Origin of the sequence: Paenibacillus sp. PvR098 (assembly GCF_017833255.1) — a bacterium.
Taxonomy (GTDB): Bacteria; Bacillota; Bacilli; order Paenibacillales; family NBRC-103111; genus Paenibacillus_G.
The window spans coordinates 2,850,663-2,865,453 of sequence record NZ_JAFIBU010000001.1; the positions used below are offsets into that span (position 1 = coordinate 2,850,663).

Sequence of the window (14,791 nt, forward strand, 5' to 3'; positions counted from 1 at the left end):
TTCCTACATCATATCTGCGGCGTGCTATAAACTTCCAAGCATTAGACTCGTATGTGGCTCTAATTAGCACTCATCCAACCATTTAAACGTATGAAAACAGCCGTCTCGAGTGTGAGACGGCACTAACTTTGCTGAGCGGTATATTTTATCTTTAACCTCTCGTTTCCTCATTATACTGACGTAATAACTCCCCTATTTTCATTTTCAATTCCGGACTACATGACTCATATAATTTTGAATAACTTATTAATGCATCATATGAAATAAAATTAGACTCTCACGGAGGCCTCGCGAAAACACGGTGTGTTTATTTTATTTAAATTACTTCAAAAAATACGCAATGCTCCCACGATTTATACCTATGATGCTTATCAAGCCTTGAAAGCAGATGATATTTTGAAATAACATCAAAAATCATACTTCTCCTCTTTCCGCAATGCCGGTATATTCTTTGCGTCTCTACACTAACTCAAGATCTTAATCGCATTATCTTTGATCTGTGCAACCATCTCCACAAGACGCTTTTGCTTCGTGCCATCAAACAGCTTGACAAAGCTCAGGGGTTTATCGAAAGGCGGCTTCGTTAGTTCCGATACATTATCGATATAGCCATTCTGCACGATATAATCAATAACCTTTTTCACAAATACGATTTGCGCCTGGCTTAAGGACTGATCATTAATAAATTCCGAGAACGCAACGGTCGCCGCTTCATACTCCAGCTTAGCGATTTTTCGCACCAGTAAACCGAACGGTGTGTTCTGATACTCCCGTTGGTAATCTTCTGCTGTACCTAGCTCCCCAGTGAAAATCTTCTCTAAACTCTCATAATCGAGAGAGGTAAGAGGAATATTGTTCCGGAGCTTATGGATAGCCAAAGTGTCACGGTTTTTCTCAATATAACGGTTAACCTTCAGCTTATAATCCTCGAAGTCATAGGCTTGGTACATGGCCTTGCCTTCTTCAATCGTAAGAACTTCATCAGCAAGGTTCGTGTAGATCGGATTTCTGCCGCTTCCTTCATCTATAATGAACTTGATAAGACTACGAAGCTCAATACGCACCTTTTCAAAATTCAGCAAATCCGAGCTCTGCCAGAACTCGTCCGTTCCAATAGTGCTGATCAGCTCCAGTTTCTCCTTGATCTGCGGGATCGTAGCACGCTGTAGTAGATTAGAAGATACTTCCATCAGCTGCTTTTTGGCTTTATTCATTTGTGCCGAACCCTCGATATGAGCGAGCATGAGTCCATACATGAAATTGTCAAAACGCTTAGCATACTCGTCCGTATCATCCATATAGACAATAGGCGCAAGATAGGCAATCAGGTTACTCTTATCTACATCCGACAGACTGACGAAAGCAGTCTTATGTTTATATTTTTCCACATACTGCAGTTGCATCTTCACCGACACAAGCTCCGGATTAAGGAAGTTTATCTGCTTGACGACTTTTTCTATCAGCTCTGTACGAATCGCTTGATAGGGCTCATTGATATACACAGACTGTTGTGTATGATGAATCAACCGAACCCGCTTGGCGAAGATCGCTTCCGACAGGCTCTGCGTTTCACTGCCCTGTAATCCTTCCTGATGTTGACGGAAAAATTCGAAATTCCCTAGATAATCGAAAATAACAAACTGGGTCTTATCCTCTCCCTCTCCGAACAGGTTCTTACGCAGCCGTGTCCCGCGGCCAATCATCTGCCAGAATTTTGTCTTGGAGCGAATCCGTTTGAAGAACACCAGATTGACAATCTCAGGCACGTCAATCCCCGTATCGAGCATATCCACAGATACAGCTATATGAGGCCCCTTGTCAGCAACCTTAAAGTCATCGATGATACTCTGCGCATAACTATCTTCCGAAATAATCCGCTTGGCGAAGCTGCCGTTATACTGCGGATACAGTTTATCGAAACGTTCAACAATGTATTGCGCGTGCTTTTTATTTTGGGCGAAAATGATTGTCTTACCTAACCTGTCACCGCCTGCCACCTTGATCCCCTTGGTCATTAAATCCTCTAGCACTCGATCCACCGTAGCTTGGTTAAAAATAAATTCATTCACCGCAGGGGAGGGAATAAATTCAGGCATCTCACCGTCTTCATCGGTGAAATCTTCTTCATAACGGGCCTTATCTTCTGGAGAAAGATCGTCGTAGGTAATACCTTTCTCCAGGAACTTCGTTGTGATCTCGATGTTATAGTAGGGCACTAGTACATGATCAATTTCTACGGCCGTTTCATACGCATATGCATAGGTCGGCACACCGCTCTCCATCTCGAAGAAATCGTAGGTATTGCGATCAACCTCCGTCTTCGGCGTCGCCGTCAATCCCACAATAAGGCCATCAAAATACTCAAATATCGTCCGATATTTCTTGAAAATACTTCTGTGCGCCTCATCCACCACAATCAAATCGAAATGTGCCGGCGTAAACAGACGCTTGCCATCGTCACTTTTAGTTTTATCAATAGCATTCAGCATTGTCGGATACGTTGAGAACACAATGCGAGCCGTCTTATCATCCTTATTGCTTAGCAAATTACAAAGCGACATATGGGGCAAGTAATTTTTGAAATCATCCTTAGCCTGCTTAACCAGTGCTGTTCTGTCTGCCAGAAACAACGTATTGGTTACATATCCCCCGCGGGACAGTACATCCGTCAAGCTGGATGCGGTTCTCGTCTTCCCTGTCCCTGTCGCCATCACGAGGAGTGCTCTTCGATGCCCAATCGTTATGCTTTCACCTACCGCACGGATGGCTTCCTTCTGGTAGTAGCGGTCCGTGATTTTATCGTCAATAACGACTTCGTCTAATTCCTTACGTTCAGTACGGCGATTCATCAGCTTTTCCAAGTCAGACTTTGAAAAGATACCGCTCACCTTGCGCTGTGGGGAGGTAACGTCATCCCATAGATTGGTTTCGAAGCCATTCGTGGTGAACATCATCGGCCGTCTGCCGGTCATCTTCTCGAGACAGTCTGCATATAACTTCGCCTGATGAGTGCCGATCTTTGGGTCCTTCGAAGTACGCTTCGCTTCAATGATAGCAAGGGGCAAGCCATCTTTGCCATAAAGCACATAATCCGCATAGCCCTTCTCCTCATGATTAGGCATACCGTACAGCACTACTTCTTCCCTCACATCATCGCCAAATGTCCAGCCAAGTAGCTTTAAATCCACATCAATATATCTTTTACGCGTGTTAAATTCAGAAATATCCTCAGGGGTAAAATGCCGCTGCGCTTGATGCTGATCTTTGTCAGCTGTAAGACGGTCACTCATAGCTGCGATTTTGGCTCGAAGCGCCTCGATTTCGGAATCCTTCTGTTCGATTAAGCTATCCTTCTCTTTGATCTTAGCTTCGTCGAGGACAACCTTCTCAGAAGGGATATTCGTTTCAAAGAAGGATCGTTCTTCGTAGCTCGCGCCATAGCAATAGTCGATCCATTGCACGAATTCAAAAAGGGCAGATAGCGACAAAACAGCATCACCACGGCTGATCGCTTTGTCCGTATGTACCGCAAGGTTACCTAACTTAATGATATAAGGCAGCTTCCCCCAGGTCTGGTTCTCCATAGCGAATCTGAAAGATGGTTCATGAATCAATGACTGCAAATTGTCCTTATAGGGCATCGTGATCGTATTATCAGCGGCGTATACCCATTTTACTGCAAGCTCAAAAGCCTTTCGGCTTCCCACCGCCGCCATGGCAGGAGAGGTCGCAAGCACCCGCTCCGCTTCGATACAAGCAGTAGCAAACAACACGTATTCCGTTTGTCCCTGTAAGAATTCAAAGTTGGAAGTCATTGGATTCACCTCACTTGTAGAATAGGAGCTCGTTACTCGAAATACTCGCTCATCAAGCTGTCGAACAGATATTGCGTTTCGTCGATTGCTTTTTTGACGAGGGCTTTTTGTTCTTCGATTTTGGTGACCATGGTGGCAAATTGGTTTTGGAGAGAAAGAGGTGGTAATCTAAACGGAACACTTCGAATCGCATCCTTAGTAATCGTTTTCGTAACAGCACCACGAACTCTATCCAATATGTTTTTTTCGCTAAATTCTGTATTTAAATAGCGGTATACGTACATGACATTAGTATTATCGTTAAATCTTAACAAAAACTGGTTCATCGCCAATGATACTGGTCTATTTAAATACGGCACCAAATAAACTTTTCCAGCACTTCCTATTTTGTTAATAATAATGTCCCCACCATATACTTTTGACTTTTCAAGATATTCATAGGCTTCTCTAGTGATGTATTTAACATTATCTAGATAATTTTCATTTTCCAAGTCCGTAGTTCTTATCATATAAGCATAGTTTGGTTCATTCAACAATTCCACATTGTCTCTTAATTTTTCATAACTTCCATTCGCGTGATAATCCGTTAGGACAGTAATTAAATCCCCTACCGTAACAGTTTCCCAACCCTTATCATTCACAGTAGGATCACCAAACATATCATAAAAGGTAGATTTGATAAGGTTGTCCAACTCAGCAAGCTGCTGTTTGCGCATGGCAAGCAGTTCTGCGACGGTGTCTAATATTTTGGCGATTTGTTTTTGTGTTTCTAGTGGCGGGAGTGGTATCTCTATATTTGAAAAGTTAGTTTTATTAACTATTGGTACAATTGCCGCATTAGCAATACTCTGAATTTCTTTTTTCTTACTAAACATGCAGTATGCTAAGTACTGGCTATCAACCTTTTTAACATCAGGAATTATTGCATTAATTTGTTGGTTACATGAGCTTTCTTTTAAGGTGATTCCAACTTTACCAATTGTTCCAATACAAGTAACGAGTACGCTTCCTTTTGGTAGCATTCGGAGTTTAGTTTTTGCTAATTCTGATACATAGTTCGTAGCATCATCCAAATAGGTAACTTTTGTTTCTGGCAAATCATTTGGCTTATAAAATGCAATATCATTATTACTGTAATATTCAATGTTATTTGTGGAAGGGGTGTTTCCAGTCACTATTTTTCCGACATCACCTAACTTTACTGAATCCCACTTACTCACCCAAAAGCCCCCTCAATTCCTCCATTTTGGCAGATATATCAAGGTTCAACCCATCAAGACGAGAAATGATCAATTCTGGCTTATCGTACTCGACTTTTTCATAAACCACTTCTTTATATTTGTTAATCGACAAATCATACTCATTCGCCTCAATCGCAGCCTTATCCACCAAGAAGCTAGCCTCAGTTGGCTTGCGATCCACTTCACCCTCAAGGTTATGGAAACGAGCAAGAATATCGGGAATATCATTTGCTTCAACTGGGGAACGCTTATCATCTAACGAAAAGCCATCGGCTTTCATATCATAGAACCAGACCTTATCCGTCCCACCTGCACCCGTTTTGGTAAAAATAAGAACAGCCGTGCTCACACCGGCATATGGCTTAAACACACCGCTCGGCATGGAGATGACCGCCTGCAGTTGATGATTCTCTACCAGCTCTTTGCGCAAGGATTTGTGTGCCTTCGTAGAACCAAATAATACACCATCCGGAACGATACAAGCACAGCGTCCACCTTTACGGAGAATTCGTAAGAAGAGTGCCACGAACAAAAGCTCCGTCTTTTTGGTATCGCATACTGTCTTCAGGTTATCATTGATACTCTCGGCGTCAACAGTCCCGGTAAACGGTGGATTTGCAAGAACAATATCATACGCGGAAGCAATGCTGTTCTGCTTGGAAACACTGTCCACATAATCGATATGCGGCTGGTTAATAGAATGAAGCATCATATTCATTGCAGATAAGCGCAGCATCGTTCGATCCGTATCAAATCCTGAGAACATCTCCCCAGCAAAATGCTCCCACTGCTCGCTAGTCATCTCAGCCTCGAAATTCTCGCGGATATATTCCGAGGACGATACCAGAAAGCCCGCTGTACCGCACGCTGGGTCACAAATCTTATCGTTAGGTGTAGGAGCAAGCAAACGCACCATCATATCGCGAATATGCTTCGGCGTTCTGAATTGGCCGTTCTGTCCTGCGGAAGCCAACTTTCCTAGCATATACTCGTAAAGGTCACCCTGCATGTCCAAGTCTTTAATATCGTGTTCATACAGTTCGTCTAGGCCTGTTATCATCTTTTGCAATACCTGAGGAGTTGGCACTAGGAACATCGCATCCTGCATATAACGCGAGAAGGCTGTCGTATTCGCACCATTCATTTCTTTAATGAACGGGAACACCTTCGTGCCGACAATTTCATAGATAACACGGGAATCTTTCGTTTTAAATTTACTCCAACGCATGTTCTGTCCCTGTTCGTCCTGTGGGAAAATCTTCGGCATCGCTTCGCCGCTCAATGCCTCGAAGCTCTCATTTTCCAGCTCTTTCTCATCCAGGGATCGAATGAACATCAAATAAGTAAGCTGCTCTATAACCGTTAAAGGGTTGCTAATTCCGCCCGCCCATATATCCGTCCATATTTTGTAAATCTTATTACGAACTTCTCCTGTTAGCATGGTACTGCTCCTATCTGTAGCTTATTAGTTCTATAGACTTATTCCATAATTAAAGAGAAAATCCCTTCATTCGACAGGGATTTCCATAAATTATATACCACTTAGCTGTTACTAGTCTGTCAGCAAGCATATGCTCGAATAAAGAATCTCTGACCTCTACTATGAATAATGATGGAATGCACAAAACAGCACTAAATTACTTCTTATAATGACACTCAGTAACAAAAAATCTTCAAATTAATAAATTTAGTAAATGTCATTTACCAACAATATAAAAGTCGCTTAATATCGATTTAATTTTAACTTTATGAAATCAATAATTTCATCTTGATCATTAGTTTTTAACTTATCAAAATGCAGTAATACGTTAGCCTCTTTTTCATTAACTTCCCTGATTCCGAAAGCTTTACCTCCAGCACTCTTCGTTCCAATAAGAATCCATTCAACATCCGCCTCGAATCCTTCAACAATTGCGAGAATAGTATCAACCGATGGCTTATATTTATCTTGTTCTAACTCGCTAAGTGTAGCCTGCGAAATTCCAATTCGATTAGAGAAATCAACTTGATTTATCTTATTCAGTTTTCTAATCATTTTTATACGACTGCCTATTGTTTCGATATGTATCACTCCTTAAAAAAATAGTCCCGATGAATGATAAAACTCATCGGGACTGACTTATTTCACGACATCTTTTACTGGTTCACGACTTTCTTTACTGGTTCACGACTTTTTTTACTGGTTCACGACTTTTTTATCACTGGACAATGAATGCTAAGAGCTCTCTTCTCCTACTCCACAGTTACGCTCTTCGCTAAATTCCGTGGCTTGTCGACATCGTTGCCGCGAGCGAGTGAAGCGTAGTAGCTCAGCAGCTGTAGCGGCACAACAGACAGCGCCGGGGTCAGCAGAGGCAGCGTTGCAGGAATCGCGAACACTTCATCTACAGCCTTGGTGAGCTCGCTGTGACCTTCTGAATGAATACCGAAGACGTGCGCGCCACGTGCTGTAACTTCCTTAATGTTGCTGACCGTTTTCTCGAACAGTTCCTCTTGTGTCGCCAGAGCGATGACCGGGATGCCTTCTTCAATCAGGGCCAGCGTTCCGTGCTTCAGCTCTCCGGCTGCATAAGCCTCAGAGTGAATATACGAAATCTCCTTTAACTTCAAAGAGCCTTCCAAAGCTACAGCATAATCCAGGCCACGGCCGATGAAGAACAGGTTATCATGTGTGGAGATTTGCTCCGCCACATTCTTGATCGTCTCCGATTGTGCGAGGATACGCTCCACCTTCTCAGGCAGCTCTTGCAATCCGGCGATCACTTCGGCGATATACGCATCATCTTGCGAGCCCAACGTTTGAGCTAGGTACAATCCGAGCAGGTAGAAAGCGATCAGCTGCGACGTATAAGCTTTGGTCGAAGCGACGGCGATCTCTGGACCTGCCCAGGTCGTGATCACATCATCCGCTTCGCGGGCAACCGAGCTGCCCACTACGTTCGTGATGGCCACAACGCGCGCACCGCAGCGCTTCGCCTCACGAAGTGCTGCGAGCGTGTCGGCCGTTTCACCGGATTGGCTTACAACGATCACCAGCGTTTCCGGAGTAATGATCGGAGCACGGTAACGATACTCGGAGGCTACATCCGTTTCTACCGGGATGCGCGCCAGTTTCTCGATGACCGATTTACCGACAAGTCCCGCATGATATGCCGTTCCGCAGGCCACGATGTGCACATGACGAATCGCCTTGATTTGCTCCGGCGTCATACCTACTTCGTTCAGAACGACCTTCTTACCGGATGCGTCCAATCTAGCTCCCATGGTGTCACGGTAAGCTTTAGGCTGCTCGTGGATCTCTTTTAACATAAAGTGATCATATCCGGCTTTTTCCGCCGTAATGATGTCCCAATCGACATGAAATAATTCCCGGGAAATAAAATTCCCCTCAAGCGTCATTAATTCGACACCATCTCGTGTCAAAACCGCCATTTCACCATCGTTCAAAATATACACATTTCGCGTATATTCGAGAATGGCCGGAATGTCGGAGCCGATGAAGTTCTCGCCTTCTCCTACGCCTATAATGAGCGGACTGAAGAAACGAACCGCGACCAGCTTATCCGGTTCATACTCCGTCAATACGCCGAGAGCAAAAGCACCTTTCATTCGCGTTATCGCTTTTTGTACCGCTTTGACGATGTCGCCATCATACAGGCTGGCAATCAGGTGAGAGATGACTTCCGTATCCGTTTCGGAAACGAACACATGACCCTGCTCCGTCAGCTCTTCTTTGAGAGACATGTAGTTCTCGATAATCCCGTTATGCACTACGGAAAACTTATGGGAGTTGTCCGTATGCGGATGCGAGTTTAGATCAGATGGCTTGCCATGAGTTGCCCAACGAGTATGTCCAATCCCGATCGTTCCGTGCAGCGGCGTTTCTCCGAGCTTGGATTCGAGATTGGCCAGGCGGCCCTTCGATTTTTTGACTTGGAGCCCATCCGTAGTATAGACGGCTACACCAGCCGAATCGTAACCGCGATACTCCAGCTTCTTTAATCCTTCAATCAATATATTTTGGGAATTACGATTCCCTACATAACCAACGATACCACACATACTATAAGTTCCTCCTACGGATATGAGACTTGCACATATTAAAATTCTCTTGATCCCGTCGAACTCTTGTCGGTCCGGTCGCCCAGACGTTTTGCACTTCGACTTTGCGGTATGGATCGTTCACCGGAAGGCCCCCGCCGAATGATTCGAACACCTTCACCTCGTCAACTGGACCTCCGCCCAATGCTTCCGTTATCTGCGTTGTCTAAGGAATGAACACGTCCCGGTGCTATCTGAGACGACGATGACCGAATGCGCAGAAAAACTCGAAACATCTGAACAGCTGGTTCAGTTCTGGCGCTTAAGATGACAATAAATGCTACCCACCTTTCTTTTTAGAGTAAACATATACCCATCTTATTCATTTTGCCATCGATGTGCAACTTTTATTTTCATGGTGTTTTCATCCAATGGCTATGACAGTTGGGGTTAAATTATACATCCAGCCTTACAATTCAGGTCATCAACTTCCGGAATCGTAAGGCTGGATATCTAGCTTATCATCGTTTTCTGCAGCGGCCGGGTTAAGTCAGCTCCCGCTGAATCACTTCGGCAATTCGCTGTACGTATGCTTCTACCTGCTCCTTGTCGGGACCTTCCGCCATCACGCGGATCAGCGATTCGGTACCCGAAGGCCGTACCAGCACGCGCCCGTTATCGCCAAGCTCATCCTCAACTTGACGGATCGCCGTTTCCACCGCGGCATTATCCTTTAGCTTGTTTTTATCGGCTACACGTATATTAACTAAAGTTTGCGGATATTTACGCATAATTTGCTTCAGTTCGCTCAAGCTTTTGCCGGATTGTACTATCGTGTCCATCAGCTGAAGCGCGGTCAGGATGCCGTCGCCCGTCGTATTATAATCGAGGAAAATAACATGTCCGGACTGTTCTCCACCGAGATTATAGCCGCCTTTGCGCATTTCCTCCATCACGTAACGATCTCCTACTGCCGTCTTGGCCGCCTTCATACCCGCCGCCTCGATGCCTTTGAAGAATCCGATGTTGCTCATCACCGTCGTCACAATCGTTTGCTGACGCAGCTTGCCCGCTTGGTTCATCGCTTGCCCGCAGATGCTCAGGATAAAGTCGCCGTCCACTTCTTCGCCGTTCTCATCGATCGCAATCAAACGGTCCGCATCTCCGTCGAAAGCAAGACCGATATGCGCTCCCCGCTCCACGACGAGCTTCTGCAGCGTTTCCGGGTGCGTTGAACCGCAGCCATCGTTAATGTTGCGTCCGTTCGGCTCCGCGCCGATTGAAATCACTTCGGCCCCCAACTCCTCGAACACCTTCGGCGCAAGCTCATAGGCTGAACCGTGCGCGCAGTCTAGCACAATGCGGTAGTCCTTAAAGGAAGACTTGACCGTCGATTTCACGTAATCCAAATACATGAATTTGGCCTGATCGTTGTCCATAACCGTGCCGATCTCGCCGCCTACCGGCCGCGGAAGCTCGTCACTCTCCGCGTCCATCAGGCGCTCAATCTCAAGCTCTGTCTCATCGGACAGCTTGAAGCCGTCCGCGCCGAAAAACTTGATTCCATTATCTTCAACCGGATTGTGGCTAGCTGAGATCATTACCCCAGCGTCCGCCTTCAGCTTCCGGGTCAAATAAGCAACTGCCGGCGTCGAAACGACACCAAGACGAATCACGTTCGCACCGATGGACAGCAAGCCGGCCACAAGCGCAGCCTCCAGCATCGGACCGGAAATCCTCGTATCACGGCCGATCACAACATTCGGTTTTTCTACTTGACCTGCAAGAACAAAGCCGCCGCAGCGGCCAATTTTATATGCAAGCTCCGGTGTAAGCCCTTGATTGGCTACTCCACGGACGCCATCTGTACCAAAATATTTCCCCATTGTATTATCTCTCCCCAAGTTCAATACCTTTTCTAAATAATCTATTCTTATTATTAACCAACCACCACAGGCGGGTCAAATCCATGCGTACCGCTACTGCGTAAGAAAGGATTAGCGGCAGCGGAAGGAGCAGCAGGCTCACCCTCCTTCGCGCTAATCTCCACCGTCGCTCTGAAATTCTGCTGCGGTCCTTTCTTCACAAAGGTCGGCAAATTCCACGTTACCGGCACCTCATGGCGGCCTGGAGGCAAATTGCTCACATCCAAAATGGCCTGAACATCCTGAGGCATCAGCTTCTCTATCAAATCCGGGGCTCCTTCGACCGTGAGGTTCAATTTCCCTGACTCTGGCAGCAGCACTTTCGTTTGAAAGCCGTCATTTTGCCCAATAAGAGACAACGGAATATTATCCAATGCCTTAGTTTGCGACCGCACAATGCTGACGCTGACCGTCACCTCGCTCGGGTCAAGCTGCTTCACATCGCCCTGAGGAGGAATGGGCAGCGTGAATTCTTTATCCTCTCTCAGATCGGAGAGATCCACCTGCGGCCCTTCGTAGAACTCCAGTCCGTCGAGCATTTCCTGTGTACCGAACACCGTTACCTTGTCGACGCTTTGATGGATACCAGAAACAGCATAGCCCTGAGGCGGTTCCCCAACCAGCTTCACCTGTAGCGGCACTAGTTTGAAGGGACTCGTGATCGGCACTTCCACCTCCACGACCGCCGGATTGATGATAGCCTCCTCAATCGCCTTCCCGGCCTTGTCATACGCGACAAGCTTTGCTTGACTCGTTACCGGAGAAGCCGCCTTATCGACATCCACATCGGCACGAACCGTCTCCACCGCCTCATAAATACCGCTTGGCACGGATACAGTTACCTGCTTAGGCTTGACTACCGGCTGGCCCGCTTTCAACCCGACTCCAGGCGTACCTGTAACGTTGACCGTGACCGGCATTGATTTGTTCTTCTTCTCATCGACAACCACGTTGACATAAGCCGGAGTAATCTTGACCGATACACTGGAAGGAAAACCGACCGGCGTCAGCGGAACCATGTGCTCCCCTCTGCCTCTATTCGTCAGATCCAGCTCCACAGAATAATTAGCCGAATTTAACACACGTTTCAGTGTGGAGCTTCTACCCGATATCGTAACCGTAACTTGCGCCGGTGAAATGTTCTCAATAAATAGTTGATCCTCGTTGTATTTAGGCGTGACTGCGACATTGCCGATCGTCTCTTCCGCTATTCCCGTCCCCGTAGATCCGGGGATCGAGCCGCCGTCCATCCTCACGACTGCCCACAGCAAAATACCAATGACGAGCGCAACCACCTTAACGACGTTTGTGTTACGTAACCACTGATCCATCCTACCGTCGCCTCCATTTCCAAATGGAGCTTTTCTCTTTGGTCTTCGTCTTAGGTTTCAATTCCTCGAACAGCTTGGCAAGCAGCGCGTCCTCTTTAATATCTCTCAGGACGTGCCCGTTCATGGCGAGCGATACTTGCCCCGTTTCTTCGGATACGATCACGCACATCGCGTCAGATACTTCGCTCATGCCGATCGCAGCCCGGTGACGGGTACCGAGCTCCTTGCTGATAAAAGGATTCTCAGACAACGGCAAGTAACAGCCGGCTGCCATTAGTTTTGACTTGCGAATAATGACAGCCCCGTCATGCAGCGGCGTGTTAGGCACGAAAATATTAATGAGCAGCTCCGAGCTGATCTGCGAATCGATCTGAATGCCCGACTCCACATAATCGTTCAGTCCTGTCTCCCGTTCAAATACGATCAGCGCTCCAATCTTTCGCCGCGCCATATATTGAACCGCCCTAAGCACCTCGTTGATCCGCCGGTTCATATCCTGCTCATCCTCAACGTTGGTACGGCTGAAGAGCTTGCCGCGGCCAAGCTGCTCAAGCGCCCGACGCAGCTCCGGCTGGAAAATAATGATGACGCCGACAAGCCCGAACGTGAACATCTGATTCATCATCCACTGCAGCGTGTTCAGCTTGAACCAAGAGCTGAGCGCCCAGGTAACCACGACGACGAGAATCCCTTTAAGCAGTTGAATCGCCCGTGTTCCTCTAACGAGCAGAATCAACTTATAAATGACATAACTGACAATCAAAATATCTATAATATCTGTGATTCCAATCTCTGTAATCCACTCCATCGCGTGTGCCCCCAACTATACCGCGGTGATATCTTTCTAGTCTTATCCCCTTCCTTGAATCATAACATATTCACAGCAAAAAACCCTCCCTTTCGACCATCGATAAGGAAGGATTTATAAAAATTAGGTCTGTTGAACTATTTTGTTCCTGATACGAGAGTAAACCATTGATTCATTTTGTACAGCACCCAGCTGAAGGCTTCGTCAATCTCTTTAATCTGTCCGGAAATATGCGCTGTCGAGGCCAGGTTAACCGAACCGTCGATCACCACGATATTGCCTTCAATATCACCGTCGACCTTGAGTTCTCCGTTCTCGACCGTGATATCCCCTGCCACTTTCTTACCAACAGGTACATAGACCGTACTCCCTTGAATCACGACAGATTGCAGGTCGGTTCCTTTGACAAGCAGCTCTCGATCATCATTCCATGTCGAGACAAAGACCGACATCATCACAAGAAAAAAAACAGCCGCTACCGATACCGCCGGATGCCTACGAATCCATCGATACCAAAGGCGATGCTCCCTAACCGGAGGCAGCACTTGCATCACCCGTTCGGTGAGGCCTGCCGGTACCGGCTCAGAGGTCCAGGCATGGACAAGCGCTTCTACCTTCTCGTACTGTTGAAGCTGTCGCCGACATGCTTCGCAAGCCAGCAAATGCTCTTTCAGCGCAGCCGACTCCCTGCGGTCTAATCCCCCGTCCAAATACTCGTGCAGCAAAGGGAGGGCTTCCTTGCAGTCCATAATAAGCCACTCCTTTCTTCTTTCCTACGCAGCTTGTGCAATACATTACGCAGGAGCTTCGCATATGTTTCAAAAAAATTATAAAACGTGCTCTAATTTTTTTCGCAAAAATTCCCTGCCCCGATGCAATCGGGTTTTGATGGTCGTTACCGGCATTGAAAGAACTTCGCTGATCTCTTGCAGCGACAAATCCTGCAAATACCTTAAAATGACGACAGCCTTATACTTCTCCGGCAGCGTCTCAATACTTTCACGAATCTGCGATTGAGTCTCCGACAGCAGAACCTGCTGATCCGGTGTCTCTTCACGGCTCGGCAGCGTGGAATACCAATCGTTACCTTCCCCTTCGCCCATCTCCGCATCCAGAGAATAGTTGATCTTCCGTTTGCGAAGTCGGTCAATGCACAGATTCGTACCGATCCGATAAATCCATGTTGAAAATTTTTGCTGCTCGTCATATCGATCCAGGTTTGTGTATACCCGCAAGAACGTCTCCTGCACAATCTCCTCCGCCTCATGCCGATTATGCAGCATTCGGTAAGCGAGATGATAAATCTTCTCTTTATAAAGCTCCACCAATTCAGCAAAAGCCGCTCGGTCCCCTCCACGGGCCAACTTGGCGAGCCGGGTGTCCAATTGATTCACCAACCTACCTCCAACTCCGAATCGGACCCTGTTTCCACCTGCGTCATAATTCGGATTCTTCAGGACGATGCCATTCTCTCGGCGATCACGATCCTTGCTATTATAAAAAGCATACCAAATCATTCCCCCCGCTGTACAGTCTAATGTAAAAGAAAGTAACCCGGGGGGCTAAGCCCCTGGATCTCAAACGAAATGAACGGAAGAGGGTCCTGATCAACTCGCTCTTGATACTAGCC

Annotated in this window: 10 protein-coding genes; all 10 read right to left on the reverse strand. The window is 46.6% G+C overall.

Annotated features, from left to right (window positions below):
* Positions 1-464 precede the first annotated feature (464 nt).
* Entirely contained in the window at positions 465-3,815 is a 3,351-nt protein-coding gene (locus JOE45_RS14080; RefSeq protein WP_210019619.1) for a DEAD/DEAH box helicase family protein, read from the reverse strand.
* A gap of 32 nt (positions 3,816-3,847) precedes the next feature.
* On the reverse strand, positions 3,848-5,035 hold the full coding sequence (locus JOE45_RS24025) for a restriction endonuclease subunit S (protein ID WP_210019618.1): 1,188 nt from the start codon (positions 5,033-5,035) through the stop codon (positions 3,848-3,850).
* A complete protein-coding gene (locus JOE45_RS14090; protein ID WP_210019617.1) occupies positions 5,028-6,497 on the reverse strand; it encodes a type I restriction-modification system subunit M in 1,470 nt (489 codons plus the stop codon). Before JOE45_RS14090 ends, JOE45_RS24025 begins: the two co-directional genes overlap by 8 nt.
* A 282-nt stretch (positions 6,498-6,779) precedes the next feature.
* Complete coding sequence (locus JOE45_RS14095) at positions 6,780-7,091, reverse strand: helix-turn-helix domain-containing protein (protein ID WP_210019616.1); 312 nt, start codon at positions 7,089-7,091, stop codon at positions 6,780-6,782.
* Positions 7,092-7,288: 197 nt separating this feature from the next.
* Complete coding sequence (gene glmS / locus JOE45_RS14100; RefSeq protein WP_210019615.1) at positions 7,289-9,118, reverse strand: glutamine--fructose-6-phosphate transaminase (isomerizing); 1,830 nt, start codon at positions 9,116-9,118, stop codon at positions 7,289-7,291.
* 524 nt (positions 9,119-9,642) lie between these two features.
* Entirely contained in the window at positions 9,643-10,983 is a 1,341-nt protein-coding gene (gene glmM / locus JOE45_RS14105) for a phosphoglucosamine mutase (RefSeq protein ID WP_210019614.1), read from the reverse strand.
* A 53-nt stretch (positions 10,984-11,036) separates the two neighbouring features.
* Positions 11,037-12,353, reverse strand: a complete 1,317-nt coding sequence (locus JOE45_RS14110; RefSeq protein WP_210019613.1) for a CdaR family protein — start codon at positions 12,351-12,353, stop codon at positions 11,037-11,039.
* 1 nt (position 12,354) lies between these two features.
* Positions 12,355-13,161, reverse strand: coding sequence for a diadenylate cyclase CdaA (cdaA, locus tag JOE45_RS14115; protein ID WP_210019612.1), 807 nt, complete (start codon positions 13,159-13,161; stop codon positions 12,355-12,357).
* Positions 13,162-13,298: 137 nt separating this feature from the next.
* A complete protein-coding gene (locus tag JOE45_RS14120) occupies positions 13,299-13,910 on the reverse strand; it encodes a zf-HC2 domain-containing protein (RefSeq protein ID WP_210019611.1) in 612 nt (203 codons plus the stop codon).
* 78 nt (positions 13,911-13,988) lie between these two features.
* Positions 13,989-14,555: an RNA polymerase sigma factor SigW gene (gene sigW, locus JOE45_RS14125; protein ID WP_210019610.1), complete on the reverse strand. Its 567-nt coding sequence runs from the start codon at positions 14,553-14,555 to the stop codon at positions 13,989-13,991.
* Between the last annotated feature and the right edge of the window lie 236 nt (positions 14,556-14,791).

Excerpts from the sequence above, each read along its gene's own strand:
- JOE45_RS14120 (WP_210019611.1), bottom strand. The coding sequence starts at position 13,910 with ATGGACTGCAAGGAAGCCCTCCCTTTGCTGCACGAGTATTTGGACGGG.
- JOE45_RS14110 (WP_210019613.1), bottom strand. The coding sequence starts at position 12,353 with ATGGATCAGTGGTTACGTAACACAAACGTCGTTAAGGTGGTTGCGCTC.
- glmM (WP_210019614.1), bottom strand. The coding sequence starts at position 10,983 with ATGGGGAAATATTTTGGTACAGATGGCGTCCGTGGAGTAGCCAATCAA.
- JOE45_RS14090 (WP_210019617.1), bottom strand. The coding sequence starts at position 6,497 with ATGCTAACAGGAGAAGTTCGTAATAAGATTTACAAAATATGGACGGAT.
- JOE45_RS14080 (WP_210019619.1), bottom strand. The coding sequence starts at position 3,815 with ATGACTTCCAACTTTGAATTCTTACAGGGACAAACGGAATACGTGTTG.
- cdaA (WP_210019612.1), bottom strand. The coding sequence starts at position 13,161 with ATGGAGTGGATTACAGAGATTGGAATCACAGATATTATAGATATTTTG.
- glmS (WP_210019615.1), bottom strand. The coding sequence starts at position 9,118 with ATGTGTGGTATCGTTGGTTATGTAGGGAATCGTAATTCCCAAAATATA.
- JOE45_RS14095 (WP_210019616.1), bottom strand. The coding sequence starts at position 7,091 with ATGATTAGAAAACTGAATAAGATAAATCAAGTTGATTTCTCTAATCGA.